Below are 26,797 nucleotides of genomic sequence, written 5' to 3' on the forward strand. Positions count from 1 at the left end.
CACGCGGCCAGGCCGATGCTTCGCTGCGCAGCGAAGCGTTCGGCCGCTGGCGTGGCCACCATCGCTGCACCGCGGCGCAGGCCGCTTGCAGCGAGTGCTTCCATGCCTTCTTCTTGCATTGCCCCTCCCGCCGCGTGCGACGGCCACGGTGTCGTGCGCGCTGCCTTCGTGCTGGCCCTGTTCGGCTGGGGCGTGGGTTTCTACGGGCCGCCGGTGTTCCTGCATGCGGTGGTGGCGCGCACCGGCTGGCCGCTGCCGCTGGTGTCGGCGGCGGTGAGCCTGCACTTCCTGTTCGGCGCCGGTGTCGTCGCCTGCCTGCCCAGGCTGCACCGCCGCTTCGGCGTGCCGGCCACGACGCTGGGCGGCGCGCTGGCGCTGGCATTCGGCGTGCTGGGCTGGGCGGCAGCGGCCAAACCCTGGCAGCTGTTCCTGGCGGCGCTGTGCACGGGCGCGGGCTGGGTGCCGCTGGGCGCCGCCGGCATCCACGCCATCGTGTCGCCCTGGTTCACCGTGCAGCAGCCGATGGCGCTGGCGAAGGCCTACAACGGCGCCAGCGTGGGTGGCATGGTCTTCGTGCCGCTGTGGGCGGCCTTGATCGACAGGGTGGGCTTTCCGGCCGCGGCGATGCTGGTCGGTCTGGCGATGGTCGTGGCCGTGCTGTCGATCGCCTCGCGCGAGCTGGCGTGCAGGCCCGTGGACCGTGAAGCTGCTCCTGGCCCTGGCCCTGGCCCTGGCGCTGGCGCTGGCGCTGCGCCGGTGCCCGCCACGCCCTGGTGCAGCCGTGCCTTCGTGACGCTCGCGGCCGCGATGGCCCTGGGCCTGTTCGCCCAGATCGGGCTGATCGCCCAGTTGTTCTCTTTGTTGGTGCCCGGCATGGGCCCGCAGATGGCCGGCTGGACCATGGCCCTGGCCACCGCTTGCGGCATGGGCGGCCGCGTGCTCGTGGCCCGGGGGCTGGGCACGCAGCGGGACCGGCGCCGGGTCGCCGCTGCCAGCTATGCGGTGCAGGCCGCCGGCACGCTGCTGCTGTGGATGGCAGGCCCCGAACCCGGCTGGCCCACCGTGCTGGGCGTGGCGCTGTTCGGGCTGGGCATCGGCAACGCGACCTCGTTGCCGCCACTGATCGCACAGGCCGAATTCGCGCCCGCCCAGGTGACGCGCGTGGTGGCGCGCTGCGTGGCACTGGCCCAGGCGCTCTATGCGTTCGCGCCGGCCGCGTTCGCCGCGCTGCTGGTGGCGGGCGGCCCTGGCGGGCCCACGCTGGGTGTGGGTACGCAGGGCTTCTTCGCCGCCATCGCCGTGGTGCAGGGCCTGGCCATCGCCTGCATGCTGGCCGGCCGGCGCGGGGCGAAATTCATCGTTTCGGACGATGGGCAGGCCGGGCCTCCCACCCAAGACTGCTGCTCCGGACGCGGCCGGGGCCGGCAAGCCCTGGGCGCGTTGCGGACCACACCGCGGAACCGGGGCCTCCAGGCCCTGCACGACACGCAGCACCAGGAGACAAGCAGATGAATTCGGATTGCAACAAGATCCCGCGACGCGCCGTTCTGGCCATGGGCATGGGTGCCGCACTGCCCGCATCCGCACGGAAGCCGTACGGCCCCGTCCGCATGACGCCACCCACCGAACGCCAGTCTCCAAGGAGCCGCTGATGCGCCTGCGCCAGACCCAATCCCTGCACCGCGCCGTGCAGCAGTACCCCGACCGCGTGGCCACCGTCTACAACGGCCGCCGCCAGACCTTCCGCCAGCTGCACGACCGCGTGGCCCGGCTCGCCGGCGCGCTGCAGGCCCTGGGCATGCGCGCGGGCGACCGCGTGGGCATGCTCGCGCTCAACTCCGACCGCACGCTGGAGTTCTACCTGGCCGTCTGGTGGGCCGGCGGCGTGGTCAACCCGGCCAACACGCGCTGGAGCGCGGCCGAGATCGCCTTCTCGCTGCAGGATTGCGAGACCGCCATCCTGTTCGTGGACGACAGCTTCGTGCCCATGGTCCCCGAACTGCAGGCCCAGGCACCCTGCCTCAAGACGCTGCTCTACGTGGGCGACAAGCCGGCCCCGGCCGGCTTGCTGGACACCGAGCAACTGCTCGCCGCAGCCCGGCCCGTGGCGGACGCGCTGCGCAGCGGCGACGACCTGGCCGGCGTGTTCTACACCGGCGGCACCACCGGCCGGCCCAAGGGCGTGATGCTGAGCCAGGAGGCGCTGGCCGCGAACTCCGTGCTCTCGCTGATCGCCTCGCCGCTCGATGGCGATGCAGTGCTGCTGCACAGTGCGCCGCTGTTCCACCTCGGCGGCCTGTCCGCGCTGATGCGCAGCCTGGTCGTGGGCACGACGAACGTGTTCCTGCCGGGCTTCACGCCGGGCGGTGTGCTCCAGGCCATCGCCGAGCACCGCATCACCAGCCTCATGCTGATCCCGGTGATGCTGCAGTTCCTGCTCGACGACCCGGCCGCGCGTGGTGCCGATCTGTCCAGCGTGCGCGTGGTGGGCTATGGCGCATCGCCCATCTCCGAAGCCTTGCTGGAGCGCGCCTTCGCGCTGCTGCCGCAGGCCGATCTCGTGCAGGGCTACGGCATGACCGAACTGGCCGCCGGCGTGACCTACCTGACGGCGGAGTACCACGCGCCGCAAGGCCGCAAGCTGGGCAAGCTCAACTCCGCCGGCCGCGCGCTCAACGGCATCGACCTGCGCATCGTGGACGTGGAAGGCCGCGAAGTGCCGCGTGGCCAAGTCGGCGAGATCGCGGTGCGCAGCCCCTGCGCGATGTCGGGCTACTGGAACCTGCCCGACACCACCGCCCAGGCGCTGCGCGACGGCTGGATGTTCACGGGCGACGCGGCGCGCATGGACGAGGACGGCTTCGTCTTCATCGTCGACCGCTTCAAGGACATGGTGGTCTCGGGCGGCGAGAACGTGTACTGCGGCGAGGTCGAGGCCGCGCTCGCGCGCCACCCTGCGGTGGCGGCCGCCGCCGTGATCGGCGTGCCGCACGCGCAATGGGGCGAGGCCGTGCACGCGGTGCTGGTGCTGCGGCCGGGCGTGGAGGCCACGGCCGAGGACATCCAGGCCCACTGCAAGGCGCTGATCGCGGGCTACAAGTGCCCGCGCAGCGTGGAGTTCGTGGCGGCGCTGCCGATCAGCGGGGCGGGCAAGGTGATGAAGTACAAGCTGCGCGAGCCGCACTGGAAGGGGCGCGAGCGGGCTGTGGGCTAAGGTCCCAGCCGGGCCGGCGGGCCCTGCCCTGGCTCACAGCTTGCGCGCAATCAGATCCCGCTGCACCTCGCTCGTCCCCCCGTAGATCCGGTTCACCCGCATGTCCACGAACGCCCGGGCCACCGGGTACTCCAGCATGTAGCCGTAGCCGCCGTGCAGCTGCACCATGGTGTCCAGCGCGCTGCCCAGCGTCTCGGTGGCGAACAGCTTGGCGACGGCGGCTTCCTCCAGCGTGATGCGCCGGCGCATGTGCTCGCCCAGGTAGTGGTCGATCAGCGTGCGCACGGCCAGTGACTGGGCCTTGATGTCCGCGAGCTTGAAGCGCGTGTTCTGGAAGTCCCAGACCGTGTGGCCGAAGGCCTGGCGGTCCTTCACGTAGGCGATGGTGTGGGCCAGGCAGGTCTCCAGCGCCGTTGCGGCGGCCAGGGCGATCAGAAAGCGCTCCTGCGGCAGCTCCTGCATCAGCGCGTACATGCCCTTGCCTTCCTCGCCCAGCAGGTTGCTGGCCGGCACGCGCACGTCGTCGAAGAACAGCTCGGCCGTGTCGGCGGCATGCTGGCCCACCTTGTCGAGCTTGCGGCCGCGGCGGAACCCGGGCCGGTCGGTCTCCATCAGGACCAGGCCCATGGCCTTGGAGCCCGAGCCCTGCGGGTCGGTCTTGGCCACGACCACCACCAGGTCCGACAGCAGGCCGTTGCTGATGAAGGTCTTGGCGCCGTTGATGACGTATTCGTCGCCCTCGCGCCGTGCCGTGGTGCGGATGTTCTTGAGGTCGCTGCCGGTGCCGGGCTCGGTCATCGCGATGGCGGTGATGACTTCGCCCGCGGCACAGCGCGGCAGCCATTTGTCCTTCTGCGCCTCGGTGCCCAGCCGGTGCAGGTAGGGCACGATGATGTCGGAATGCAGGCCGAAGTTGATGCCGTTCAGGCCGCGCGCGGCCATCTCCTCGGCCAGCACCGCCGAATGGCCGAAATCGCCGCCGCCGCCACCGTACTCGGTGGGCAGCGTGGGGCACAGCAGGCCTTCGCGGCCGGCCTTGGCCCAGACCGCGCGGTCGATCTGGCCGGCGGCGTTCCAGGCTGCCATGTGGGGCACGCATTCGCGGTCCAGGAAGCGCTGGACGGTGGTGCGGAACTGTTCGTGGTCTTCGCGGTAGACGGTGCGTTGGATGTCCATGGTCATCTCAGTTCGGTCTCAGCATCACGCGGCCGACGACCTTGCCGGCCTCCAGGTCTTGCAGCGCAGCCTCGGCCTGGTCCAAGGGCCGTGCGTCGATGGGCAGCGGCACCAGCTGGCCGGCCTTGGCCAGGTCGATCAGCGCGCGCAGCTGGCCCAGGTTGCCCACGTAGGAGCCCTGGTAGCTCATGGCGCGCATGGGCATGGAGGGCGTGGAGATCTCGATCTTGCCGCCGAACAGGCCCACCTGCACCAGCTGGCCGCCCTTGGTCAGCAGGGCCATGCCGGTGCCCACGGTCTGCTCGGTGCCCACGCAGTCCAGCGCCGCCCAGACGGCGCCGCCAGCCGCCTTCCTGGCCTGTTCGGCCACGTCGGGCGCGGCACTGTCGATCGCGTGCGCGGCGCCGGCCTTGAGGGCGGCTGCGCGCTTGGCGGCGTCGGGCTCGACCACGATGGCGCCCGGGTTGCCGAGTGCCTTGAGCAGGCCCACGGCCATCAGGCCCAGGCCGCCGGCGCCGAACACCACGACATGCTCGTCCTTCAGCACCGCCGGGTCGATCTTGCCGATGGCGCTGTACATGGTCAGGCCCGAGCAGGCGCAGGGCGCGGCCTGTTCGGGCGCCAGGTTGCCGATGTCGACCAGGTAGCGCGCATGCGGCACGACGATGTGGTCGGCGTAGCCGCCCGGCGCGAACACGCCCAGCGCCTTGCCGGCCATGCACAGGTTCTCCTGCCCGCGCGCGCAGACCTTGCATTGACCGCAGCCCAGCCAGGGGTAGACCACCACGCGCTGGCCGATCTGCACATCCTGCGCATCGGGGCCGGCGGCGACGATCTCGCCGGCCGTCTCGTGGCCCATGGTCAGCGGCAGCGCGGCGCCACGGTCGCCCATGTTCAGGCGCTTGCCGTTGCCCATGTCGTAGTAACCGTGGCGGATGTGGATGTCGCTGTGGCACACGCCCGCGGCCAGCACGCGCACCAGCACCTCGCTGCCCTTGGGCTGGGGCGTGGGCTGCTCGTGGCGTTGCAGCGGCGCGCCGAACTGCGTGAGGTCGTAGCTGATCATGTCAGGTTCCTTTTGCCAGACGGCATTCGCTTTGGCTGAGAGGGCGGAAGGCGGTGGCGCCCGGGGTCGTGCCCACCACCTTGTACAGGTCCCATTCGCCCTTGGATTCAGCCGGCGTCTTGACCTGGTAGAGGTGCATGTCGCGCACCACGCGGCCGTCCACGCGCAGCTGGCCACCCGCGGTCATGAAGTCGTTGATGGGCGTGGCGCGCATCTGCGCCATGACCTTGTCGCTGTCGCGCGTGCCGGCCGCCTTCACGGCGTTGAGGTAGTGCGTCACGGCGCCGTAGGTGCCGGCCTGGGTCATGGTGGGCATCACGCCGTTGCGCTTGAAGAAGCGCTGCGACCACGCGCGCGTCTTGTCGTCCTGGTCCCAGTAGAAGGCCTCGGTCAGCAGCAGGCCCTGGGCCTGGCGCAGGCCGATGGCCTTCACGTCCGTCAGGAAGGCCAGCAGCGCGGCGATCTTCTGGCCGCCCTGCACGATGCCGAACTGGCTGGCCGCCTTGATGCTGTTGATGGTGTCGCCGCCGCCATTGGCCAGGCCGATGATCTTGGCCTTCGAACTCTGCGCCTGCAGCAGGAAGGACGCGAAGTCCGACGCGCCCAGCGGGTGCCTGGCGCTGCCCAGCACCTTGCCGCCCATCTCGTTGATGACGTCGGTGGTGTCCTTCTCCATCGCCTGTCCGAAGGCGTAGTCGGCCGACAGGAAGAACCAGGTGTCGCCGCCGGCCTTCACCGCCGCCGCGCCGGTGCTGCGCGCCAGCGCGTAGGTGTCGTAGGTCCAGTGCACGGTGTAGGGCGTGCAGCTCTTGCCGGTCAGCTCCGAGGTGGCGGCGCTGGTCACGATGACGATCTTCTTCTTCTCCTCGCCCAGCTTGCTCACGGCCAGCGCCAGGCCGGAGGAGGGCAGGTCGGTGACCATGTCCACGCCCTGGGTGTCGAACCACTCGCGCGCCTTGGAGGCGGCCACGTCGGCCTTGTTCTGCGTGTCGGCGAACACCATCTCGATGGGCGCGCCCAGCACGCTGCCGCCGAAGTCCTCGATGGCCATGCGCGTGGCATCGACCAGGCCCTTGCCGCCGATGGCGGCGTAGATCGACGTCAGGTCGGTCAGCACGCCGATCTTGACCGGTGCGGGCTTGGCCTGCGCGGCGGCACCGCCGGCCCACATGGCCAACGCGCCGCACAGCGCCGTGGCCGCAATCCTTGCCTTGTCCTGCATCTTGTCTCCCCGTTCTTGGTAGAGCTGGCATCGTGCTCCTGCGCCGCCCGGGCGGCATCGTCCGATCCGACGAGCCGCGCCGCCTGCGCGACACCGGGTTTCCCCTCATGGGCGCTGGTCGTTCCAGCCAATGGCTTTGGTCGAATCGGCCATGGCCGCTGCCTGTCGCCGGCGCGATAGTGCGCAACGCCGCCGATGCCGGTCGGCGCACCCCCCCAAGAGACAGGAGACAAGACCATGGCCTTCACCCGCCGCACCGCCTTGCTGGCCGCTGCCAGCGCCCCCTGGCTGCCGCTGCCCGCCTTCGCCAAGAAGTACGACACGGGCGCCAGCGACACCGAGATCCGCATCGGCAACACCGTGCCCTACAGCGGCCCGGCCTCGGCCTTCGGCGTGTTCGGCAAGACCGCCAACGCCTACTTCCGCAAGATCAACGAGGAGCAGGGCGGCGTGGGCGGCCGCAAGATCAACTTCCTGAGCCTGGACGACGCCTACTCGCCGCCCAAGACGGTGGAGACGACGCGCAAGCTGGTCGAGTCCGAGGGCGTGCTGCTGATGTTCAACCAGCTCGGCACGGCGCCGAACGCGGCGATCCAGAAGTACATGAACGCCAAGAAGGTGCCGCACCTGTTCCTGTCGACCGGGGCCAGCCGCTTCATCGACCCCAAGAACGCACCCTGGAGCATGGCCTTCCTGGCCGGCTACGAGATCGAGGGCGCGGTCTATGCCACGCACATCGTCAAGACCAACCCGAACGCCAAGATCGCCGTGCTGTCGCAGGCCGACGACTACGGGCGCGACTTCGTGCGCGGCTTCAAGGCCGGGCTGGGCAACAAGGTCGGCAACATCGTGGCCGAGGCCACCTACGAGCCGACCGACCCGACGGTGGATTCGCAGATCGTGGGCTTCAAGGCCTCGGGCGCCGACGTGTTCATGAACATCAGCCTGCCCAAGCAGGCGCTGCAGGCGATCCGCAAGTCGCACGAGCTGAACTGGAAGCCGGCCTACTACCTGATCGGCTCGGCCTCGGGCGTCAACACCACCATGGTGCCGGCCGGGCGCGAGCGGTCCACGGGCATCTTCTCGGCCACCTACTGGAAGGACCCGAGCGACCCCGGCTGGAAGGACGACGCTGGCGTGAAGGACTACCACGCCTTCATGAAGCAGTACTACCCCGACGGCGACCCGACGGACCGCGTCTGCTACAACGGCTACAGCGCCTCGCAGCTCATGGTGCACGTGCTCAAGCAGTGCGGCGACGAGCTCACGCGCGAGAACGTGATGAAGCAGGCCACCAGCCTCAAGAACGTGGAGCTGCCGCTGTTGATCCCGGGCATCCGCGTGAACACCAGCGCCGACGACTACCGCGTGATCCGCGCCATGCAGCTCACGCGCTTCGACGGCGACAAGTTCGTCAACGTGGGCGACGTGATCGGCTTCTGATGGCCTCCACCGCCGAGCCCATCGACTTCTGGTTCGACTTCCTCTCGCCCTACGGCTACTTCGCGTCCACGCGCATCGACGCGCTGGCCGCGCAGCACGGCCGCAGCGTGCGCTGGCGCGCGTTCTACATGCGCGGGATCATGCAGGACAAGCTGGGCCAGACCCGGCCGTTCCTGGAGGTGCCGCTCAAGGGCGACTACTACAAGCGCGACGTGCCGCGCATGGCGCGCTGGTTCGGCCTGCCGTTCAAGTCCGGGGGCCTCTCGAACTTCATCAGCGCCAACGCCTGCCGCGCGTTCTGGCTCATCGATGACCTCGATCCCGTCCTGGCCAAGCGCTTCGCGCGCGAGATCTTCGAGTGGCACCATGTGCGCGCCACGCCGCCCAACACGCCCGAGCAGATCGCGCAGGCCGCCGCCAACGTGGGGCTGGACGCTGCGCAGCTGGACATCGCCGCCGCCGTGCAGCAGGCGCCCGCCAAGGAGCGGCTGCGCGTGGAGACCGATGCAGCCGTGGCTGCAGGCGTCTGGGGCACGCCGACCTTCGTGGTCGATGGTGAAATGTTCTGGGGCGCCGACCGTTTGAATCTGGTCGATGACTGGTTGCGCCGTGGTGGCTGGTAACACAAGGAGATGACGATGGCAGGACCCCTGGAGGGCATTCGCGTTCTGGACCTGTCGGCCGTGCTGTCGGGGCCCATTGCGGCCGGCATGCTGGCCGACCAGGGCGCCGACGTGGTCAAGATCGAATCGCCGGACGGCGACACCTCGCGCCGCATCGGCCCGCGCAAGGCCGACATCTCGGCCATGTTCCTGGCCGCCAACCGCGGCAAGCGCTCGCTGGTGCTCGACCTCAAGCAAGCGGCTGCGCAGCAGATCGTGCGCGAGCTCGCGCAGCGTGCCGACGTGCTGGTCGAGAACTTCCGCCCCGGCGCCATGGACCGGCTGGGCCTGGGCCACGAAGCCCTGCTGGCGCTGAACCCGCGCCTGGTCTACCTGTCGATCAGCGGCTTCGGCCAGACCGGCCCCAACGCGGGCGAGCGCGCCTACGACGCCGTGATCCAGGCCGTCTCGGGCATCAGCGCCTCGCACCGCAACCAGGTCAGCGGCGACCCGCAGGTGCTGGCCGCCGCGCTGTGCGACAAGCTCACCGCGCTGACGGCCGCGCAGGCTATCTGCGCGGCCCTGCTGGCGCGCACGCGCACGGGCAAGGGCCAGTGGGTGGAGCTGGCCATGCTGGACGCGGCCGTGTCCTTCCAGTGGCCGGACGCCATGTACAACCACATCTGGCTCGACGACGCGCCGCCGCCTTCGCCCGAGTTCGGCGTGAGCCAGAAGCCCTGGAAGACCTCCGACGGCTACGCCGTGGCCTCGGGCCCGCAGCCCGTGGAGTTCGCGGCCGTGTGCGCAGGCTTCGGCCGGCCCGAGCTGGCCCAGGATCCGCGCTTCGCCAGCGTCGACGGGCGCTTCCGCCACGCGGCCGCGTTGCGCGAGGAACTCGACCCCAGCGCCGCCGCCATCGACACCGCCACCATGCTGCAGCGCATGCGCGCGCACAACGCGCCCGTGGGCCGCGTGAACGAGCGCCACGAGGTGCTGGCCGACCCGCAGGTGCTGCACAACGGCACGCTGGTGGAGGTGGACCACGGCGAGCTCGGCCGCGCGCGGCTGCCGCGCTCGCCCGCGCGCTTCAACGGCACGCCTGCGGCGGCACCCGGCCCGGCACCGCACCTGGGCCAGCATGCGGCCGATGTGCTGGGCGAACTGGGCCATGATGCGGCGCAGCAGGACGCCTGGCGCGAGGCCGGCGTGCTCGGTGCGCCGGCAGCGTTTCCAAAATCGTCCGTTCCGACGACGCCCCGCTGAGGCGCCGCCGCGAACATCCCGCCAGAACCCGATCCCGAAGGAGACTTGTCCCATGGCAGAAGCATTCATCGTCGCCGCCACGCGCACGGCCGGCGGCCGCCGCAACGGCCGGCTGGCCGGCTGGCACCCCGCCGATCTGGCCGCCCAGGTGCTGGACGCACTGGTGGCCCGCACCGGTGCCGACCCGGCCCTGGTCGAAGACGTGATCCTGGGCTGCGTGGGCCAGGCCGGCGAGCAATCGACCAACATCGCGCGCAACGCCGTGCTGGCCTCCAGCCTGCCCGAGTCCGTGCCCGGCACCTCGATCGACCGCCAGTGCGGCTCCTCGCAGCAGGCGCTGCACTTCGCGGCCCAGGCCGTGATGTCGGGCAGCATGGACGTGGTGATCGCCGCTGGCGTGGAAAGCATGACGCGCGTGCCCATGGGCACCCCCGGCATCCTGGCGGCCAAGGCCGGCCTGGGCACTTACATGAGCCCTGCCATGCAGAAGCGCTATCCCGGCATCCAGTTCAGCCAGTTCACGGGCGCCGAACAGATCGCGAAGAACTACAACCTGTCCAAGGAACAGCTCGACGCGTTCGCGCTGCTGAGCCACCAGCGCGCCATCGCGGCGACGCAGGCCGGCCACTTCAAGGACGAGATCCTGCCCGTGGCCGTGCGCATGGCCGACGGCAGCGAGCCCGGCGAGCAGCACCTGGCCGACGAAGGCATCCGCTACGAGGCCACTTTGGCAAGCATCGCCGCCGTCAAGCTGATCGCCGAAGGCGGCCGCTGCACGGCGGCCAGCGCCAGCCAGATCTGCGATGGCGCCAGCGGCGTGATGGTCGTCAACGAGCGCGGCCTGAAGGCCCTGGGCGTGCAGCCGCTGGCCCGCATCCACCACATGAGCGTGCTGGGCCACGACCCGGTCATCATGCTGGAGGCGCCGATCCCGGCCACGCAGCGCGCGCTGAAGAAGGCCGGCATGTCGATCTCCGACATCGACCTGTTCGAGGTGAACGAGGCCTTCGCGCCGATCCCGCTGGCCTGGCTGCAGGCCACCGGTGCCGACCCCGAGCGCCTGAACGTCAACGGCGGCGCCATCGCGCTGGGCCACCCGCTGGGCGCCTCGGGCACCAAGCTCATGACCACGCTCGTGCACGCGCTGGGCCAGCGCGGCAAGCGCTACGGCCTGCAGACCATGTGCGAAGGCGGCGGCATGGCCAACGTGACCATCATCGAGCGGCTCTGAGCCACGCCTTCCCGGCGTGTGCCGCGGCAGCGCCCGCCGGGTTCCCAACCAAGAACAAAGGACCGATGCATGGCACATGACCGTGATCGTGGAGACAAGCCCCTGCTGCACATCGAGGGTGTGACGGTGCGCTTCGGCGGCATCGTGGCGCTGGACGGCGTGTCGTTCGACGTCGCGCGCGGCCAGATCTGCGGCCTGATCGGGCCCAACGGCGCCGGCAAGAGCACGCTGTTCAACTGCCTGTCGCGGCTGTACACCTTCAGCAGCGGGCGCATCGAATTCGAAGGCCAGCCGCTGGCCAGCCTGCCGCGCCACAAGATGGCCGGCCTGGGCATCGGCCGCACCTTCCAGAACCTGGCGCTGTTCCGCACGATGACGGTGCTGGAGAACGTGCTCGTGGGCTGCCACAGCAAGCACCATGCGGGCTTTTTGCGCAACGCGTTCCGGCTGCCCGGCGTGGCGCGCATCGAGGCCGAGGCACTTGCGCGTGCGCACGAGCTGATCGATTTCCTGCAGCTCGGCCCGGTGGCCGAACGCACCGTCGCCGATCTGCCGTTCGGCACGCAAAAGCGCGTGGAACTGGCGCGCGCGCTGGCGTCGGAGCCGCAGCTGCTGCTGCTCGACGAGCCGGCCTGCGGCCTGAACCACGAGGAACTGGAAAGCCTGGGCGAGCTGATCCTGGACATCCGCAACCGGCGCCACGTCACCGTGTTGCTCGTGGAGCACCACATGAGCCTGGTGATGGGCGTGTCGGACAAGGTGGTCGCGCTGAACTTCGGCAAGAAGATCGCCGAAGGCACGCCGGCCGAGGTACGCCGGCACCCCGAAGTGATCCGGGCCTACCTGGGTGAAGACGAGACGGAGACCGTGGCATGAGCACACTTGGCGAGGGGCCCCGCTTGCGGGGATCGACACCGTGCGAATGGCGCTGGGCGCCGACCTGCGCGACGTTTGAACGACACGACGGTTCGGAGGTGACCCCATGACGAAGCTTCTGGAAGTCCGCGGCCTGCATGCCGCCTACGGCCCCACGCGCGTGCTGCAGGGCATCGACATCGACGTCTCCGAAGGCGAAGTGGTCGCACTGCTGGGGGCCAACGGCGCCGGCAAGACCACCACGCTGCGCGCGCTGTGCCAGATGATGGTCAGCACGCAGGGCACGATCACCTTGGCAGGCCAGCGCATCGACGGCCGTGCCACGGAGCAGATCGCCAAGGCCGGCGTGGGCCATGTGCCCGACGGCCGCGGCACCTTCCTGGGCCTGACGACCGAGGAGAACCTGCGCCTGGGCGCCTACGCCCGCGCAAGCCGGGCCGGCATCGAGGACGACCTGGCCAAGGTCTACGGCTACTTCCCGCGGCTGAAGGAGCGGCATGCCCAGCAGGCCGGCACGCTGTCGGGCGGCGAGCAACAGATGCTGGCCATCGGCCGCGCGCTGATGGGCAAGCCGCGCCTCTTGCTGCTGGACGAGCCCTCGTTCGGCCTGGCGCCGCTGATCGTGAAGGACATCTTCTCCATCATGCGGCGCATCAACCAGGAGGAGCGCGTCTCCATCCTGCTGGTGGAGCAGAACGCCAAGCTGGCCCTGGAACTGGCCAGCACCGCCTACCTGATCGAGACCGGGCGCATCGTGCTGTCCGGGCCCTCGGCCGAGATCCGCAGCAACGACGCGGTGCGCCGCGCGTACTTGGGGGAATAGACAAGATGGACGCCTTCGTTCACCAACTGCTGGCGGGCCTGGCCACCGGCGGCATCTACGCCAGCGTGGCGCTGGCCCTGGTCATGATCTACCAGGCCACGCACCACATCAATTTCGCCCAGGGCGAGATGGCGATGTTCTCCACCTTCATCGCCTGGAGCCTGATGCAGGCAGGCTTCCCGTACTGGGCCGCCTTCGTGGCCACGGTGGTGCTGTCCTTCGTGCTCGCGGCGGTGGTCGAGTTCACCGTGATCCGCCCCATGCACGACAAGCCCGTGCTCTCCGTCGTGGTGGTGTTCATCGGCCTGCTGGTGATCTTCCACAGCCTGGCGGGCTGGCTGTTCGGCTACACGATCAAGCAGTTCCCCAGCCCCTTCCCGTCGGACGCCTGGTTCGCCAGCTCGCTGATGTCGGCGCACGAGGTCGGCGCCATCTTCGTCACGCTGTGCGTGGTGGCCCTGCTGTTCAGCTTCTTCCGCTTCACGCCGCTGGGCCTGGCCATGCGCGCCGCGGCGCAGAACGCGGCGTCGTCGCGGCTGGTGGGCATCAACGTGGGCCGCATGCTGATGCTGGGCTGGGGCCTGGCCGGCGCCATCGGCGCGGTGGCCGGCATGATGGTGGCGCCCGTGGTCTTCCTCGACCCGCACATGATGAGCGGCGTGCTGCTGTACGCCTTCGCCGGTGCGCTGATCGGCGGCATCGACAACCCGGTGGGCGCCGTGCTCGGCGGCTTCATCGTGGGCGTGCTGGAGAACCTGATCGGCACCTACGTGGTGGGCACCGAGCTCAAGCTGTCGGTCGCGCTGGTGCTGATCGTCGGCGTGCTCATCGTCAAGCCTTCCGGCCTCATGGGCCGCACCATCGTCACGCGGGTCTGAACGCCATGAACACGCAAGTCTCTTCCGTTTTGCCGATCCCGACTGCCTCCCCTGCCGGCGCCGCAGCCACCCGGCCAGCCGCGTCGCGCACGACCTTGGCCTGGGTCAGCCTGCTGGTGCTGCTGGCCATCGCGCTGACCTTCTTCCTGAAGGGCTACCAGCTGTTCCAGGCCACCATGGTGCTGTCGTACGCGATCGCGCTGCTGGGCCTGAACATCCTGACGGGCTACAACGGCCAGATCTCGCTGGGCCACGGCGCCTTCTATGCCATCGGCGCCTACACCACGGGCATCCTGATGGAGCACGCCAGCATGCCGTACTTCCTCACGGTGCCGTCGGCGGCCGTGGTCTGCCTCATCGTCGGCTACCTGTTCGGCCGGCCGGCGCTCAAGCTCGAAGGCCTGTACCTGGCGCTGGCGACCTTCGCACTGGGCGTGGCCATGCCCCAGCTGCTCAAGTACAAGCACCTGGAGCAGTGGACCGGCGGCGTGCAGGGCATCGTGCTCATGAAGCCGGGCGCGCCGTTCGGCCTGCCGCTCACGGAAGACCAATGGGTCTACCTGTTCTCGCTGCTGGTCACAGTGGTCATGTTCGTGATCGCCCACAACCTGCTGCAAAGCGGCAGCGGCCGCGCCATGCGCGCGATCCGCGACCACGCCATGGCGGCCGAGGCCATGGGCGTGGACAACAACCACTACAAGGCCATGACCTTCGGCGTCTCGGCCGCGTTCACGGGCGTGGGCGGCGCGCTGTCGGCCATCGCGGTGCAGTTCGTCGCGCCCGATTCGTTCACGCTGTTCCTGTCGATCTCGCTGCTGGTGGGCATCGTGGTCGGTGGCGTGGGCACGCTGTACGGCGCGATCTTCGGCGCCATCTTCATCATGTTCGTACCGACCTTCGCCGAGAAGGTGTCCAAGGCCGCGCCCTGGGCCGTCTACGGCGTGGTGCTGATCATCTTCATGTTCGCCATGCCGGGCGGCGTGGTGGGCCTGCTGCGCAAGATCCAGGCGCGCTTCGGCCGTGCCGGATGAGCGTGCGCAGCTGCTGGAGGCCCTGCAGGCACTGGCCGGTCGGCTGGTGCCGGGCGGCGGCCCGGTAGCGGACCTGCGCCGCCTGTCGGGCGGCGCGAGCCAGCAGACCTGGGCCTTCACGGTAGCCGGCACACCGCTGATCCTGCGTCGCGCGGCCACCGTGGAACACGGGCGCAACCATGGCTCCGCTGGCCTGGCCAACGAAGCGGTGCTGATCACCGCGGCGCATGGCGCCGGCGTGCCGGTGCCGGCCGTGCGCCACGTGCTGCAGCCCGACGACGGTGCCGGCGACGGCTTCGTGATGGACCGCCTGGAGGGCGAGACGCTGGGCCGGCGCATCGTGCGCGACCCGGCGCTGGCCGGTGCCCGCCGTGTGCTGGCGCAGCAGTGCGGCGCGGCCATGGCACGCATCCACGGCCTGGCGACCGAACGATTGCCCGTGCTGCGCACGGCCTGCGCGCGCGCCGAGCTGGACTTCCAGGCCGGCCTGCACGCAAGCCATGGCACGGTGCGGCCGGTGTTCGCGCTGGCCCTGCAATGGCTGGCGCGCCACGCGCCCGCCGATGTGGACCGGCCCGTGCTGGTGCATGGCGACTTCCGCAACGGCAACCTCATGGTCGATGCCGACGGGCTGCGTGGCGTGCTCGACTGGGAGCTGGCCCACCTGGGCGACCCGATGGAAGACCTGGGCTGGATCTGCGTGCGCTCCTGGCGCTTCGGCGGTGGCAAGGCGCTGCCGGTGGGCGGCTTCGGCACGCGCGAGGCGCTCTGCGCGGGCTACGTGGAGGCGGGCGGCCGGCTCGACGCGGGGCGGCTGCGCTGGTGGGAGATGCTGGGCACGCTCAAGTGGGGCGTCGTCTGCGAATCCATGGTGCAGTCCTGGATCGACGGCTCCGAACCCGAACTGGAGAAGGCCGCCATCGGCCGGCGCGTGTCCGAGGTGGAGTCGGACCTGCTGGCCCTGTTGGCCGAGGAGAGCCGCTGATGCAGGACCGACCGCACGCACCCGAGCTGCTGCAGGCCGTGGCGCAGTTCCTGCGTGAACGCGTGCTGCCCGCCACGGATGGCGCACTGGCCTACCAGGTGCGCGTGGCCGCCAATGCGCTGGCCATCGCGCAGCGCGAGGCGGAGCAGGGCGCGAGTGCCCAGGCCCGCGAGGCCGAGGGCTTGCGCGCGTTGCTGGGGGCAGAGACGCCAGCAGATCTGCAAGCCGCCAACCGCCTGCTGTGCGAACGCATCGCCGCGGGCGCGATGGACCTTTCCACGCCGGGCCTGCTCGCGCACCTGCAAGCCACGACGGCCGCCAGGCTCGCCATCGACCAACCCGGGTATTCCGCGGAACCATGAACTTCGACCTTCCAGCCGACCTCGTGGCCTACCTGGCCGAACTCGACGACTTCATCGTGCGCGAGATCGATCCGCTGCAGCAGCAGGACGACAACCAGCGCTTCTTCGACCACCGGCGCGAATGGGCGCGCACCGATTTCGAGAATGGCGGCCTGCCACGCCACGAATGGGAGGCCCTGCTGGGCGAGGCGCGCCGGCGCGCCGACCGGGCCGGCCACCTGCGCTTTGCGCTGCCCAGGGAGTTCGGCGGGCAGGACGGCAGCAACCTCTGGATGGCCGTGATCCGCGAGCACCTGGCGGCCAAGGGGCTGGGCCTGCACAACGACCTGCAGAACGAGCACTCCATCGTGGCCAACAACCCCTTCGTGCTGATCCTGCGCGACTTCGGCACACCAGCCCAGCAGCAGGAGTTCACGCAGGGCATGCTGGACGAGCGCTTGAAGATCGCCTTCGGGCTCACGGAGCCCAACCACGGCTCGGACGCCACGCACATGGAGACGCGCGCCGTGCGCGAGACGCGCGGCGGCCGTGCCGGCTTTCGCATCGATGGCGAGAAGATGTGGACCACCGGCATGCACATCGCCACGCACTGCCTGGTGTTCGCGCGCACCAGCGGTGATGACGGCGCGGCCAAGGGCATCAGCGCGCTGCTGGTGCCGTCCAAGACCGAGGGTGTGAAGGTGGAGGAATACCTCTGGACCTTCAACATGCCGACCGACCACCCGCGCGTGAGCTTCACCAACGTCTGGGTGCCGGAAGACGCGCTGCTGGGCCCGCTGGACGGCGGCCTGGCCATCGCCCAGCACTTCGTGCACGAGAACCGCATCCGCCAGGCGGCATCGAGCCTGGGCGCGGCCGACTACTGCGTGCGAGAGAGCGTGCGCTACGCGCGCGAGCGCAAGCCCTTCGGCGAGGAGCTGGCGCGCAACCAGGGCATCCAGTTCCCGCTGGTGGAGCTGGCGACCCAGGTGGAAATGCTGCGCCTCTTGATCCGCAAGACGGCCTGGCAGATGGACCAGATGCCCAAGCCGCAGGTGGAGAAGCGGCTGTCGGACAAGGTGTCGATGTGCAACTACTGGGCCAACCGACTGGTCTGCGAGGCGGCCGACCGCGCCATGCAGGTGCACGGCGGCATGGGCTATTCGCGCCACAAGCCCTTCGAGCACATCTACCGCCACCACCGCCGCTACCGCATCACCGAAGGCTCCGAAGAGATCCAGATGCGCAAGGTGGCCGGCCACCTGTTCGGCTACATGGGGCAGGGCAAGCACTGAATCCGTTTCACCCAAGAGCGAGAAGAGGAGACAAGCATGCAGATGAACAGACGACAGATCGCCCTGGCCGCCGCGGCCGTGCTGGCCGGCACCGCGCCGGGCCTGGCCCTGGCCCACAAGAAGTACGACCCCGGCGCCAGCGACACCGAGATCGTGCTGGGCATGCCGATGCCGCTGTCGGGCCCGGTCTCGGGCTACGCCATCGTCGGCAAGGTGGCCGAGGCCTACTTCAAGCAGCTCAACGAGCAGGGCGGCATCAACGGACGCAAGGTCAGGCTCTTGGTCTACGACGACCAGTACTCGCCGCCCAAGACGGTGGAGGTGGCGCGCCGGCTGGTGGAGCAGGACGAGATCCTGGCCATGTTCGGCAATCTGGGCACGGCGCCCAACCTGGCGATCCAGCGCTACATGAACGCCAAGAAGGTGCCCCAGCTGTTCGTGCAGAGCGGCGCCAGCCAGTTCAACGACGGCGAGAAGTTCCCGTGGACCTCGCCCTTCCTGGGCAGCTACCAGGGCGAGGGCCGCGTGTTCGCGGCCCACATCCTGGCCAATAAGCCCGGTGCCAAGGTCGGCATCCTGATGCAGAACGACGACCTGGGCCGCGAGATCTTCAAGGGCCTGCAGCAGGGCCTGGCCGGCAAGGGCGCGAAGATCGTGGCGCAGGCCAGCTTCGAGGTGACCGACCCGACGGTGGACTCGCAAGTGGTGCAGCTCAAGACCGCCGGCGCCGACGTGCTGGTGCTGGCCGCCACCGCGCGCACCGTGGCGCAGGCGCTGCGCAAGGCCTCCGAGCTGGGCTGGGAGCCCGACCGCTACGTGAACCTGGCCGGCTCCTCGGTGAAGATGGCGTTCGAGCCGGCCGGGCCCGAGCGCGCCAAGGGCGCGATCACGCTGTCGGCCTGGAAAGAGCCTGCCGCCAAGCGCTGGGCCGCCGACCCCGAGATGCAGGCCTACCTGGCCCTGCTCAAGAACCATGCGCCCGGGGTGGACCCGAACAACTCCTCGGGCGTGTCGGGCTATGTCGTCGCGCAGCTCATGGCGCACATCCTGCGCGAGTGCGGCGACGAGCTCACGCGCGACAACGTGCGGCGCATCGCCAGCAGCCTGAAGCAACCCAAGATCGCCATGCTGCTGCCCGGCGTGAGCATCAGCACCTCCACGCAAGACCTGCACGTGTTCGCGGCGCTGCAGCCGGTGCGCTACAACGGGGTCGACCTCGACCCCATCGGTTCCGTCCTGAGTTTGAAATGAGGCCAGCATGACCATCGAAAACCCCTTGCTCGAAGAGCGCCATGGCGATGTCCTCGTCATCAGCCTGAACATCCCCGAGCGGCTGAACCCGATCGCGCGGGAGCTGCAGCACGCCCTGCGCGCGCGGCTGGCAACGCTGCGCGAAGACCGCAGCGTGGCCGCGCTGGTGCTGACCGGCGTGGGCCGGGCCTTCTGCGTGGGCGCCGACCTGTCCAGCAACATGGCCGGCAACGGCACCTCGGTCGGCCAGAGCAGCTACGAGACCATGGAGTCGCTGTCCAACCGCATCATCGAGGACCTGCGCACGCTGCCCATGCCCGTGGTCAGTGCCGTGAACGGCCCGGCGGCCGGCGCCGGCGTGGGCATCGCGCTGGCGGCCGACGTGGTGGTGGCCGCGCGCTCGGCCTACTTCTACCTGCCCTTCATGCCCAAGCTGGGCATCGTGCCCGACCTGGGCACGACCTGGTTCCTGGAGCGATTCGTCGGCCGTGCGCGGGCGGTCGGCATGACCATGCTCAACGAGAAGCTGTCGGCCGAGCAGGCCGCGCAGTGGGGGCTGATCTGGGCGGCCGTGGACGATGCCGACCTGCGCACCCAGGCCCTGGACGTGGCCCAGCGCCTGGCCAGGCTGCCGGCGCATGCGGCGCGCGAGGTGCGTGCGGCCTACGACTCGGCCGGCCGGGTGTCGCTCGTGGAGCAGATGCGCTATGAGGCCGAACGCCAGCGCGAGTTGCTCGATGCGCCATCGTTCGCCGAAGGTGTGAAGGCGTTTCGCGAGAAAAGAGACCCAATCTTTCCGCGCAATTGATCACATAACGGACGGGTCATGCGAGTAGGCGAGAATGCGCGCCGTCATGCTCAAGCGCGTTCCCGTCGCCGACCTGACCCTGGGGATGTTCCTGCACCGCTTCGACGGCGCCTGGATGGACCATCCGTTCTGGCGTCAGAACTTCCTGCTCGAATCCGCCGAGGAGTTGGGCCGCATCCGCGCTTCCGGCGTGCAGGCCGCCTGGATCGATCTGGCGCGCAGCGTGCTGCCCGACGCCGCGCTGGCGCCGCCGCCGCCCACGCCAGCGGCGGCGCCGGAGCCTGCCGCAGCCACGCCGCAGCGGCCGGCGCCGACCCGCATGGAAGACGAGCTGCGCACCGCCGTCAAGCTCTGCGGCCAGGCGCGCGAGTGCATCACCACCGTCTTCGAAGAAGCGCGCATGGGCCGCCTGACCGATTCGTCGGCCGCGCGCGGGCTGGTCGAGGACGTCTGCGATTCGGTGCTGCGCAACCCGGGCGCGCTGATCAGCCTGGCGCGCTTGAAGACGGCCGACAGCTACACCTACATGCACTCCGTGGCGGTCTGCGCGCTCATGGTGTCGCTGGCCGCCCAACTGGGCCTGGACACGCAGCAGACGCGCGATGCGGGCCTGGCCGGACTGCTGCACGACATCGGCAAGGCCAGGGTGCCGCTGGCCGTGCTGAACAAGCCGGGAAAGCTCACGGACGATGAATTCGCGGTCGTGCGCAGCCACTCCGAGCATGGCCACGCCATGCTGTTGGAGTGCGGCGACGTGGGCGATGCCGTGCTCGACGCCTGCCTGCACCACCACGAGAAGATGGACGGCACCGGCTATCCGGAGCGCCTGCAGGGTGCCGGCATCAGCCGCATCGCCCGCATGACGGCGATCTGCGACGTCTACGACGCGGTCACCTCCGACCGCCCCTACAAGAAGGCCTGGGATCCGGCCGAAGCCGTGCGCCGCATGGCCGAGTGGAGCGGCGGGCACTTCGACAAGTCGCTGTTCCAGGCCTTCGTCAAGAGCGTTGGCATCTACCCCGTGGGCTCGCTCGTGAAGCTCAGTTCGGGCCGGCTGGCGGTGGTGGTGGAGCAGTCGCCCGCGCTGACGACGCCCAAGGTCAAGGTGTTCTTCTCGACCAAGGCGCAGTTGCGGCTGGTGCCCGAGATCCTGGACCTGTCGCGCACCGTCAACGAGAAGATCGTCTCGCGCGAGGACTCGCAGCAATGGCACTTCAACGACCTCAACGAACTGTGGGCGGGCTTTCCCGTGCAGCCATGGTGAACACCGCACGCCCCGCATTGCGCACGGTGGCGCTGTTCGAGGCCGCCAAGGGCCTGCTGGCGCTGGTGGGCGCCTCCGGGCTGCTGGCGTTCGCGCACCGCGACCTGCAGGCGCTGGCGCTGCAGATGCTGGCGCACCTGCACATGAACCCGGCCGCGCACTACCCGCACATCTTCGTGCAGGCCGCCGAGCACCTGCAGGACCAGCGGCTCGCGCTGCTGGCGCTGGGCGCCGCAGGCTACGCCTTGCTGCGCCTGGGCGAGGCCTACGGCCTGTGGCGCGGCCGCGCCTGGGCCGAATGGCTGGCCGCGGGCAGCGGCGCCATCTACCTGCCGTTCGAGGTGGCCGAGCTGCTGCGCCGGCCGGGCTGGCTCAGCGCCTCGCTGCTGCTGCTCAACGCCGGCATCGTGGTGCTGATGCTGCGCGCGCTGCGCCAGCGTGGCGCGCGGCCGCGCTGGCGCGACTGACCGGGGGCGGCGCGCCGCAGGCCTGGCTGCTGCCGGCGCCCGCATCGGGGCGGGGCGAGGCTTTTGCAGCGCCTGCCTCATGGTTCAGGCGAGGGCGTCCGCCGGTGCCAGTCGGTGGCGTTCTGGTAGTGGTGGCCGATGCGCAGCAGCGCACGCTCGCCGCAGGGACGGCCCACCAACTGCACGCCGTTGGGCAGTCCATTGCCGGTGCGGCCGGCGGGCAGTGCCAGCGCTGGCACGCCCAGGTAGTTGATCGCGCGTGTCCAGAACGAGAAGTGGCCGAAGCGCTGTTCGATCTCGTCGTCGCTGCCGGCCGTGGTCTCGGCGATCGTCGGCACCGCATGCGGCAGCACCGGCAGCAGCAGTGCCTGGGTGTCGCCCGGCAGGCATTGCGCGAGGAAACGCTGCAGCAGCACAGGCCGCAGCCGCAGCGCATCGACGTAGTGCGCGGCCGGGTAGAGCAGCCCGCGCTCCAGCCGGCGCCGCACCTGCTCGCCATAGTCCTGCGGGCGCTCGGCCAGCCAGCGCCGGTGAATCGAGGCGGCCTCGGCGCCCAGCACCAGGGTGCACAGCAGGCCGAGTTCGGCCAGGTCGGGCAGCGTCACCTCGGCGATGCGCACGCCCTGGGCGCGCAGCTGCTCGACCACGGCCGCGAGCATGGCCCGCACCTCGTCGGACGCCGGTGCGTCGGCCGGCAACCGGGGCACGGCCACCTGGATGCTGCCGTCCAGCGGCGCGCCGATGCCGGCTGCATAGTCGGCCCGCGCCACGTCCAGGCAGGCCGGATCGCGCGGGTCGGGGCCGCTGACGGCCGACAGCAACCGGGCGCACGCGTGGGCCGAGGGCGCGAGGAACCCCACGCAATCCAGGCTGGGTGCCAGCGGCATCACGCCGTGCACGGACACCAGGTGCTGCGTGGGCTTGAGCCCCGTCACGCCGCAGATCGCGGCCGGCAGCCGCACCGAGCCGCCCGTGTCCGACCCCAGCGCCGCGCCCACCAGCCCTGCCGCCACGGCAACGCCGCTGCCGCTGGACGAGCCGCCGGACACGTGGCTGCCCGACCACGGGTTGCGCCCGTGGCCCCAGTGGGCGTTGAAGCCGGTCGGGCTCATCGCGAACTCGGCCATGTGCAGCGCGCCGAGGTCGATGGCGCCTGCCGCGTCCAGCCGCTCCAGCACCGTGGCGGTCGCGTCCGCCACGTGGCCGCGCAGGATGCGGCTGCCGCATTCGCTGGGCTCGCCGGCGCGGTCGAACATGTCCTTGCGCGCATAGGCCAGGCCGAGCAGCGGCCGCTGGACGCGCCCGGCCGGCGGCAGCGCCTCCAGCGCCCGTGCCTGGGCCACCGCCGCTGCAGTGCGGGTGCGCACGAAGGCCGTGCCGGCGTGGCGCTCGGCGGCTTCGCCCTGCGCGCGCACACGGTCCGCCAGCCCTTGCGCGACCATGCCCGGCGTGTCCGGTGGGACCGGCGGGGCCGGGTTCCCCGGCGTTGGCGCCGATGCAGCCGATGCAGCGGGATACAGCGACTTGCCGAACGGGGCCAGTCCCATGTGCCAGGCCAGTTGCCGGTCGGCTGCGGCGCCCGTGGCCTGCGCCGCCCGCAGGGCGCCCTCGGCCGCGGCCACCGCGCTGCCGGGCACCGCCGCCACACCGCTCAAGCGGCCGGCCCAGGCCCAGCTGTCCTGCGCCCACTGCGCAGCGTCATCACTCTTCATGGCTGGATGGAATGGAAGAAATCTCATTTGTATAGACAATTGGGCGAGCGTGTCAATGACAGTGCGCGCAATCCTTGCCACGACAAGGTTTGTATTTGTGCAGACAAATGCAAGGATTCCCACAGCGGCCCGGCGGGCATACTCGTGCGATGCTTTCCCTGGACAACCTGCAGCGCCTGTTCGTCGCGCGCACACCGCAGATGGCCGACATCGGCCTCGAAGTCACCTCGGCCGACAAGGGCCGCGCCGCCATGCGGCTGCCGGACCGGCCCGACTGGCTCGGCGATCCCGGCCGCGCGCTGCTGCACCCCGGTCCGCTGATCGTGCTGGCCGATTCCTGCTGCGGACTGGCCGTGGGCACGGCCTTGAGCGAACGCCAGCCCATCGCCACGCTGGACCTGCGCATGGACTACCTGCGCCGCGCCGGCCCCGGCGAGGACCTGCATTGCGAGACGCACTGCTACCGCATGACGCCCAACGTGGCCTTCGTGCGCGGCGCCGTCTGGCAGGCCGACCCCGGGCAGCCCGTGGCCAGCGTGCAGGCGGCCTTCATGCTGGCCACGCCCGCGCGCCGCCAGGCCGCGCCGGCGAGCCAGGCGACGGCGGCCGACGCCGTGGCCTGGACACCGCCTGCCGCCGACGCGCCCGTGCTGCAGGGCGTGGTGATCCCCTATGCCGACTACCTCGGCATCCGCCTGGCCCAGGACGGCAGCACACCGGTCTACCGGCTGCCTACCAGCCCAAGCTGATCGGCAACCCGCAGCTGCCCGCGCTGCACGGCGGCGTGGTGGCCGGCTTCGCCGAGAGCGCCGCGACGCTGCACCTGATCGAGGCCATCGGCGGCGCCAAGTTTCCCAAGTGCATCGACTTCTCGATCGACTACCTGCGCAGCGGCCGGCCGGAGGACACCTACGCCTCCTGCGAGATCGTGCGCCTTGGCGCGCGCGTGGCGCTGGTGCAGGTGCGCTGCTGGCAGGGCAAGGGGCCGGATCAGCCCATCACCGTGGCGCGCGGCAACTTCCTGCTGACGGAGGCGAACCCATGAAGGCACAGGACCAGGCCCGCCTGCTGCAGCTGCTGCAGGCGCGTTTCGACAGCCACCTGCCGCGCCACGTGGGCATCGCCTGGGCCGATGTGCTGGCCAGGCTCGATGGCAACGCCGCCGCGCTGGCGGCGCTGCAGGCCATGGAGTCGACCGGCGGCGAGCCCGACGTCGTGGGCATGGATGCGGCGAGTGGCCGCTACCTGTTCTGCGACTGCGCGGCAGAGAGTCCGGCCGGGCGCCGCAGCCTGTGCTATGACGGCGCCGCGCTCGACGCCCGCAAGGAAAACAAGCCGCAGGGCAGCGCCGTCCAGACGGCGCAGGCCATGGGCATCGCCCTGCTGACCGAGCCGCAATACCGCGCGCTGCAGCAGCTCGGCGCGTTCGATGCCAAGACCTCCAGCTGGATCGCGACGCCGCCCGAGGTCCGCGCGCTGGGTGGCGCGCTGTTCTGCGACCGGCGCTATGGCCAGGTGTTCACGTACCACAACGGCGTGCAGTCGTACTACGCGGCGCGCGGGTTCCGCGGCATGCTGCAGGTGTAGCGCAGCCGTCGCGGCCGCCAGGCCGCGCGCTGTGCCGCAGGCCGCACCGCGCAGGCGCCTAAGGCAGCGCCAGCGGCGACAAGGTCGCGCGCAGCCGGTCTGCCTGCGACAGCTCGGCCTGCTCGGTCTGCAAGGCCTCTTCCACGTTGCCGATGTGCTCCAGCATGCGCTGGCGCGCCTCGCCCATGTCGCCGCGCTCCATCGCGGCAACGATGGCGGCGTGTTCGGCGCAGGACTGGCTGGCTTCGTGGCTGGACTGGTAGAGCGTGGCGGCCAGCGTGGTGCGCGCCGTCAGGTCACGCAGTACGTCGCACAGCAGGCGGTGGCCCATCTCCTGCGCCAGGCAGACGTGGAAATCGGCCAGCAGGAAGGCGCGCGTGGCGGCATCGGCGCCGTCGATGGCCTGCTGCTCCTGCGCGATGTGCTGGCGCAGCGCGCGGATGGTCTGGGCCAGCGGCCGGCCCTCGGTGCCCAGGATGCCCGCTTCGACGATGCGCCGCGCCGCGAACGCATCGCGTGCTTCCTCCGCCGAGGGCTGCACCACGTACCAGCCGCGCTTGGGCTGCACCTCGACGAAGCCGCGCGCCTGCAGCTGCATCAGCGCCTCGCGCACCATGGTGCGGCTCACGCCGAACAGGTCGGCCAGTTGCTGCTCGCCGAGCCGCTCGCCCGGGGCGAGCTTCTGCGCGAGGATGGACTGGACCACGCGCTCGGCAATGGTCGTGGGGCTGACGTCGGTGGGCATCGCGCTAGTGTGCCGCAGCGCCCCCGGCGGGCAGGGCCGATGCTGGGTCCGTGCCCACCACCTCGTCCTCCACCGGCTCGCCGTTCAGCACCGCATGCGCCCGGGCGCGGTCGATGTCGCCCTCCCAGGCCGCCACGGCCACCGTGGCCACGCAGTTGCCGACCAGGTTGCCCAGCGCGCGTGCGATGCCCATGAACCAGTCCACCGACAGCACCAGCACCAGGCCGATGGCCGGGATCGCGGGGATGGCGTGCAGCGTGGCAGCCAGCACCACGATGGCCGAGCCCGGCACGCCGTGCGCGCCTTTGGAGGTGACCAGCGCCACGGCCAGGATGGCCAGCAGGTCGGTCATGCTCACGGGTGTGTTGGTGGCCTGGGCGATGAACACCGCCGCCAGCGTGATGTAGATCGAGAACGCGTCCAGGTTGAACGAGTAGCCCGTGGGGATCACCAGGCCCACGGTCGAATCGCGGATGCCCATGCGGCGCAGCTTGGCCATGATCTGCGGCAGCACGCTGTCCGACGAGGTGGTGGCGAACACCACGGCCAGTTCCTCGCGCAGGTAGCGCAGCAGCTTCCACAGGCTGAAGCCCGAGATGCGCATCACCGTGCCCAGCACCACGAACACGAACAGCAGCACCGCGACGTAGAACAGCGCGACCAGCATGCCCAGCTGCTTGAGCGAGCCCACGCCGTACTTGCCGACCGTGAACGCGATGGCGCCCAGCACGCCCAGCGGCGCCAGCTTGATCAGGATGCCCATGATCTTGAACAGCACCAGCGACATCGTGTCCACCAGCTGCGCCACCGGCCGGCCCACGTCGCCCAGCAGCGCCAGCGCGCAGCCGAACAGCACCGCGAACAGCAGCACCTGCAGCACGTCGCCCGTGGCGAACGCATTGACCACGGTGGTGGGGATCAGCTTCATGAGGAAGTCCACCGTGCCGCCGCTGGTCAGCTTGTCGGCGTTGCTGGCATAGGCGGCCATGGCGGCCGGGTCCAGCGCCTTGGGGTCGACGTTCATGCCCACGCCGGGCTCGAACCAGTAACCGAGCACCAGGCCCAGGACGAGCGCCAGCGTGGTCAGCACCTCGAAGTAGATCAGCGCCTTCACGCCGACGCGGCCCACGCGCTTGAGATCGCCCGCGCCCGCGATGCCGTGCACCACCACACAGAACACCAGCACCGGGATGATCATCTTGATCAGCTTGATGAATGCATCGCCGAGCGGCTTGAGCTTGACGGCGAAGTCGGGCACCAGAAGGCCGAGCGTGGTGCCGACCACCAGCGCGATCACGACCTGGCCGAAGAGGGAACGGAAAAAGCGCATGGGAAGAGCTCCTGTCTGCATGCAAGATGCGAAATTTCTTGCATGCAAGAAATATAGACAAGAGTCGTCCGCGCCAGTATGGGGTTATCCATGAGGGTTGCCGGGGGCCCGCCAGGTCCCGGCTGCCGTGCCGGAACAAGGTCGGAAGCGCACGCAGCGCAGCGGCCCCGTACGTGCCGCGGCGCAG

Annotated in this window: 26 protein-coding genes; 20 read left to right on the forward strand and 6 right to left on the reverse strand. The window is 70.3% G+C overall.

The window, feature by feature from the left end; translation table 11 throughout:
• Window positions 1-102: 102 nt before the first annotated feature.
• Together ASF44_RS18255 and ASF44_RS18260 are read left to right on the forward strand one after the other, a co-directional pair.
• The gene (locus ASF44_RS18255) at window positions 103-1,512 is read left to right on the forward strand and encodes an MFS transporter (RefSeq protein ID WP_235579261.1); all 1,410 of its coding nucleotides are present in this window, start codon (window positions 103-105) and stop codon (window positions 1,510-1,512) included.
• Between the two features lie 139 nt (window positions 1,513-1,651).
• A complete protein-coding gene (locus ASF44_RS18260; protein WP_056900649.1) occupies window positions 1,652-3,214 on the forward strand; it encodes a long-chain fatty acid--CoA ligase in 1,563 nt (520 codons plus the stop codon).
• 33 nt (window positions 3,215-3,247) lie between these two features.
• Here ASF44_RS18260 and ASF44_RS18265 read toward each other — a convergent pair whose 3' ends face one another.
• The 3 genes from ASF44_RS18265 to ASF44_RS18275 are packed head-to-tail and all read right to left on the reverse strand — an operon-like array spanning window position 3,248 to window position 6,678.
• Window positions 3,248-4,390, reverse strand: coding sequence for an acyl-CoA dehydrogenase family protein (locus ASF44_RS18265; RefSeq protein WP_056900819.1), 1,143 nt, complete (start codon window positions 4,388-4,390; stop codon window positions 3,248-3,250).
• A gap of 7 nt (window positions 4,391-4,397) precedes the next feature.
• Window positions 4,398-5,456 (reverse strand): alcohol dehydrogenase, encoded by a 1,059-nt coding sequence (locus tag ASF44_RS18270; protein WP_056900650.1) that lies wholly within the window; start codon window positions 5,454-5,456, stop codon window positions 4,398-4,400.
• A 1-nt stretch (window position 5,457) separates the two neighbouring features.
• Window positions 5,458-6,678: an ABC transporter substrate-binding protein gene (locus ASF44_RS18275; protein WP_056900651.1), complete on the reverse strand. Its 1,221-nt coding sequence runs from the start codon at window positions 6,676-6,678 to the stop codon at window positions 5,458-5,460.
• 237 nt (window positions 6,679-6,915) lie between these two features.
• Here ASF44_RS18275 and ASF44_RS18280 point away from each other — a divergent pair, with 237 nt between their 5' ends.
• From ASF44_RS18280 to ASF44_RS18350, 15 genes are all read left to right on the forward strand, one after another.
• A complete protein-coding gene (locus tag ASF44_RS18280; protein ID WP_056900652.1) occupies window positions 6,916-8,121 on the forward strand; it encodes an ABC transporter substrate-binding protein in 1,206 nt (401 codons plus the stop codon).
• Entirely contained in the window at window positions 8,121-8,744 is a 624-nt protein-coding gene (locus ASF44_RS18285) for a 2-hydroxychromene-2-carboxylate isomerase (RefSeq protein WP_056900653.1), read from the forward strand. The genes ASF44_RS18280 and ASF44_RS18285 overlap by 1 nt, the downstream gene beginning before the upstream one ends.
• A gap of 15 nt (window positions 8,745-8,759) precedes the next feature.
• Window positions 8,760-9,986: a CaiB/BaiF CoA-transferase family protein gene (locus tag ASF44_RS18290; RefSeq protein WP_162243836.1), complete on the forward strand. Its 1,227-nt coding sequence runs from the start codon at window positions 8,760-8,762 to the stop codon at window positions 9,984-9,986.
• A gap of 52 nt (window positions 9,987-10,038) precedes the next feature.
• Window positions 10,039-11,217: an acetyl-CoA C-acetyltransferase gene (locus ASF44_RS18295; protein WP_056900655.1), complete on the forward strand. Its 1,179-nt coding sequence runs from the start codon at window positions 10,039-10,041 to the stop codon at window positions 11,215-11,217.
• Between the two features lie 69 nt (window positions 11,218-11,286).
• Window positions 11,287-12,093 (forward strand): ABC transporter ATP-binding protein, encoded by an 807-nt coding sequence (locus tag ASF44_RS18300; RefSeq protein WP_056900656.1) that lies wholly within the window; start codon window positions 11,287-11,289, stop codon window positions 12,091-12,093.
• A gap of 106 nt (window positions 12,094-12,199) precedes the next feature.
• The gene (locus tag ASF44_RS18305) at window positions 12,200-12,916 is read left to right on the forward strand and encodes an ABC transporter ATP-binding protein (protein WP_056900657.1); all 717 of its coding nucleotides are present in this window, start codon (window positions 12,200-12,202) and stop codon (window positions 12,914-12,916) included.
• 5 nt (window positions 12,917-12,921) lie between these two features.
• Window positions 12,922-13,794, forward strand: coding sequence for a branched-chain amino acid ABC transporter permease (locus ASF44_RS18310; protein WP_056900658.1), 873 nt, complete (start codon window positions 12,922-12,924; stop codon window positions 13,792-13,794).
• 5 nt (window positions 13,795-13,799) lie between these two features.
• Window positions 13,800-14,825, forward strand: coding sequence for a branched-chain amino acid ABC transporter permease (locus ASF44_RS18315; RefSeq protein ID WP_056900659.1), 1,026 nt, complete (start codon window positions 13,800-13,802; stop codon window positions 14,823-14,825).
• A complete protein-coding gene (locus ASF44_RS18320) occupies window positions 14,815-15,810 on the forward strand; it encodes a phosphotransferase family protein (protein WP_235579262.1) in 996 nt (331 codons plus the stop codon). Before ASF44_RS18315 ends, ASF44_RS18320 begins: the two co-directional genes overlap by 11 nt.
• Window positions 15,810-16,172: a DUF6285 domain-containing protein gene (locus ASF44_RS18325; RefSeq protein WP_056900660.1), complete on the forward strand. Its 363-nt coding sequence runs from the start codon at window positions 15,810-15,812 to the stop codon at window positions 16,170-16,172. Before ASF44_RS18320 ends, ASF44_RS18325 begins: the two co-directional genes overlap by 1 nt.
• A complete protein-coding gene (locus ASF44_RS18330) occupies window positions 16,169-17,446 on the forward strand; it encodes an acyl-CoA dehydrogenase family protein (protein ID WP_056900661.1) in 1,278 nt (425 codons plus the stop codon). The genes ASF44_RS18325 and ASF44_RS18330 overlap by 4 nt, the downstream gene beginning before the upstream one ends.
• A gap of 36 nt (window positions 17,447-17,482) precedes the next feature.
• Window positions 17,483-18,697 (forward strand): ABC transporter substrate-binding protein, encoded by a 1,215-nt coding sequence (locus ASF44_RS18335; protein WP_056900662.1) that lies wholly within the window; start codon window positions 17,483-17,485, stop codon window positions 18,695-18,697.
• Window positions 18,698-18,704: 7 nt separating this feature from the next.
• Window positions 18,705-19,505 (forward strand): enoyl-CoA hydratase-related protein, encoded by an 801-nt coding sequence (locus ASF44_RS18340; protein WP_056900663.1) that lies wholly within the window; start codon window positions 18,705-18,707, stop codon window positions 19,503-19,505.
• Between the two features lie 46 nt (window positions 19,506-19,551).
• Window positions 19,552-20,769 (forward strand): HD-GYP domain-containing protein, encoded by a 1,218-nt coding sequence (locus ASF44_RS18345; protein ID WP_056900821.1) that lies wholly within the window; start codon window positions 19,552-19,554, stop codon window positions 20,767-20,769.
• A complete protein-coding gene (locus tag ASF44_RS18350; protein ID WP_235579263.1) occupies window positions 20,766-21,236 on the forward strand; it encodes a DUF2127 domain-containing protein in 471 nt (156 codons plus the stop codon). Before ASF44_RS18345 ends, ASF44_RS18350 begins: the two co-directional genes overlap by 4 nt.
• 77 nt (window positions 21,237-21,313) lie before the next feature.
• On the opposite strand, the gene ASF44_RS18355 is transcribed toward ASF44_RS18350, so the two are convergent.
• Window positions 21,314-22,948: an amidase gene (locus ASF44_RS18355; RefSeq protein WP_056900665.1), complete on the reverse strand. Its 1,635-nt coding sequence runs from the start codon at window positions 22,946-22,948 to the stop codon at window positions 21,314-21,316.
• A 149-nt stretch (window positions 22,949-23,097) separates the two neighbouring features.
• On the opposite strand from ASF44_RS18355, the gene ASF44_RS32570 reads away from it, so the two are divergent.
• From ASF44_RS32570 to ASF44_RS18370, 3 genes are read left to right on the forward strand one after another with little or no spacing between them, the layout of a single operon-like run.
• Entirely contained in the window at window positions 23,098-23,697 is a 600-nt protein-coding gene (locus ASF44_RS32570; RefSeq protein ID WP_056900666.1) for a PaaI family thioesterase, read from the forward strand.
• A 23-nt stretch (window positions 23,698-23,720) separates the two neighbouring features.
• A complete protein-coding gene (locus tag ASF44_RS32575; protein ID WP_255358208.1) occupies window positions 23,721-23,993 on the forward strand; it encodes a PaaI family thioesterase in 273 nt (90 codons plus the stop codon).
• Entirely contained in the window at window positions 23,990-24,535 is a 546-nt protein-coding gene (locus tag ASF44_RS18370; protein WP_056900668.1) for a DUF4256 domain-containing protein, read from the forward strand. Before ASF44_RS32575 ends, ASF44_RS18370 begins: the two co-directional genes overlap by 4 nt.
• A gap of 58 nt (window positions 24,536-24,593) precedes the next feature.
• Here the strand turns inward: ASF44_RS18370 and ASF44_RS18375 are convergent, their stop codons facing one another.
• Together ASF44_RS18375 and ASF44_RS18380 are read right to left on the reverse strand one after the other, a co-directional pair.
• Window positions 24,594-25,280, reverse strand: a complete 687-nt coding sequence (locus tag ASF44_RS18375) for a GntR family transcriptional regulator (RefSeq protein ID WP_056900669.1) — start codon at window positions 25,278-25,280, stop codon at window positions 24,594-24,596.
• 4 nt (window positions 25,281-25,284) lie between these two features.
• Window positions 25,285-26,610, reverse strand: a complete 1,326-nt coding sequence (locus tag ASF44_RS18380) for a C4-dicarboxylate transporter DctA (protein WP_056900670.1) — start codon at window positions 26,608-26,610, stop codon at window positions 25,285-25,287.
• Window positions 26,611-26,797 lie beyond the last annotated feature (187 nt).

Source organism: Pseudorhodoferax sp. Leaf274 (genome assembly GCF_001422445.1).
GTDB lineage: Bacteria > Pseudomonadota > Gammaproteobacteria > Burkholderiales > Burkholderiaceae_C > Pseudorhodoferax.

What these genes read in the sequence shown, in the direction of transcription:
- ASF44_RS18255 (WP_235579261.1), top strand. Translation starts at nt 103, where the DNA reads ATGCCTTCTTCTTGCATTGCCCCTCCCGCCGCGTGCGACGGCCACGGT.
- ASF44_RS18260 (WP_056900649.1), top strand. Translation starts at nt 1,652, where the DNA reads ATGCGCCTGCGCCAGACCCAATCCCTGCACCGCGCCGTGCAGCAGTAC.
- ASF44_RS18265 (WP_056900819.1), bottom strand. Translation starts at nt 4,390, where the DNA reads ATGGACATCCAACGCACCGTCTACCGCGAAGACCACGAACAGTTCCGC.
- ASF44_RS18270 (WP_056900650.1), bottom strand. Translation starts at nt 5,456, where the DNA reads ATGATCAGCTACGACCTCACGCAGTTCGGCGCGCCGCTGCAACGCCAC.
- ASF44_RS18275 (WP_056900651.1), bottom strand. Translation starts at nt 6,678, where the DNA reads ATGCAGGACAAGGCAAGGATTGCGGCCACGGCGCTGTGCGGCGCGTTG.
- ASF44_RS18280 (WP_056900652.1), top strand. Translation starts at nt 6,916, where the DNA reads ATGGCCTTCACCCGCCGCACCGCCTTGCTGGCCGCTGCCAGCGCCCCC.
- ASF44_RS18285 (WP_056900653.1), top strand. Translation starts at nt 8,121, where the DNA reads ATGGCCTCCACCGCCGAGCCCATCGACTTCTGGTTCGACTTCCTCTCG.
- ASF44_RS18290 (WP_162243836.1), top strand. Translation starts at nt 8,760, where the DNA reads ATGGCAGGACCCCTGGAGGGCATTCGCGTTCTGGACCTGTCGGCCGTG.
- ASF44_RS18295 (WP_056900655.1), top strand. Translation starts at nt 10,039, where the DNA reads ATGGCAGAAGCATTCATCGTCGCCGCCACGCGCACGGCCGGCGGCCGC.
- ASF44_RS18300 (WP_056900656.1), top strand. Translation starts at nt 11,287, where the DNA reads ATGGCACATGACCGTGATCGTGGAGACAAGCCCCTGCTGCACATCGAG.
- ASF44_RS18305 (WP_056900657.1), top strand. Translation starts at nt 12,200, where the DNA reads ATGACGAAGCTTCTGGAAGTCCGCGGCCTGCATGCCGCCTACGGCCCC.
- ASF44_RS18310 (WP_056900658.1), top strand. Translation starts at nt 12,922, where the DNA reads ATGGACGCCTTCGTTCACCAACTGCTGGCGGGCCTGGCCACCGGCGGC.
- ASF44_RS18315 (WP_056900659.1), top strand. Translation starts at nt 13,800, where the DNA reads ATGAACACGCAAGTCTCTTCCGTTTTGCCGATCCCGACTGCCTCCCCT.
- ASF44_RS18325 (WP_056900660.1), top strand. Translation starts at nt 15,810, where the DNA reads ATGCAGGACCGACCGCACGCACCCGAGCTGCTGCAGGCCGTGGCGCAG.
- ASF44_RS18330 (WP_056900661.1), top strand. Translation starts at nt 16,169, where the DNA reads ATGAACTTCGACCTTCCAGCCGACCTCGTGGCCTACCTGGCCGAACTC.
- ASF44_RS18335 (WP_056900662.1), top strand. Translation starts at nt 17,483, where the DNA reads ATGCAGATGAACAGACGACAGATCGCCCTGGCCGCCGCGGCCGTGCTG.
- ASF44_RS18340 (WP_056900663.1), top strand. Translation starts at nt 18,705, where the DNA reads ATGACCATCGAAAACCCCTTGCTCGAAGAGCGCCATGGCGATGTCCTC.
- ASF44_RS18345 (WP_056900821.1), top strand. Translation starts at nt 19,552, where the DNA reads ATGCTCAAGCGCGTTCCCGTCGCCGACCTGACCCTGGGGATGTTCCTG.
- ASF44_RS18355 (WP_056900665.1), bottom strand. Translation starts at nt 22,948, where the DNA reads ATGAAGAGTGATGACGCTGCGCAGTGGGCGCAGGACAGCTGGGCCTGG.
- ASF44_RS32570 (WP_056900666.1), top strand. Translation starts at nt 23,098, where the DNA reads ATGCTTTCCCTGGACAACCTGCAGCGCCTGTTCGTCGCGCGCACACCG.
- ASF44_RS18370 (WP_056900668.1), top strand. Translation starts at nt 23,990, where the DNA reads ATGAAGGCACAGGACCAGGCCCGCCTGCTGCAGCTGCTGCAGGCGCGT.
- ASF44_RS18375 (WP_056900669.1), bottom strand. Translation starts at nt 25,280, where the DNA reads ATGCCCACCGACGTCAGCCCCACGACCATTGCCGAGCGCGTGGTCCAG.
- ASF44_RS18380 (WP_056900670.1), bottom strand. Translation starts at nt 26,610, where the DNA reads ATGCGCTTTTTCCGTTCCCTCTTCGGCCAGGTCGTGATCGCGCTGGTG.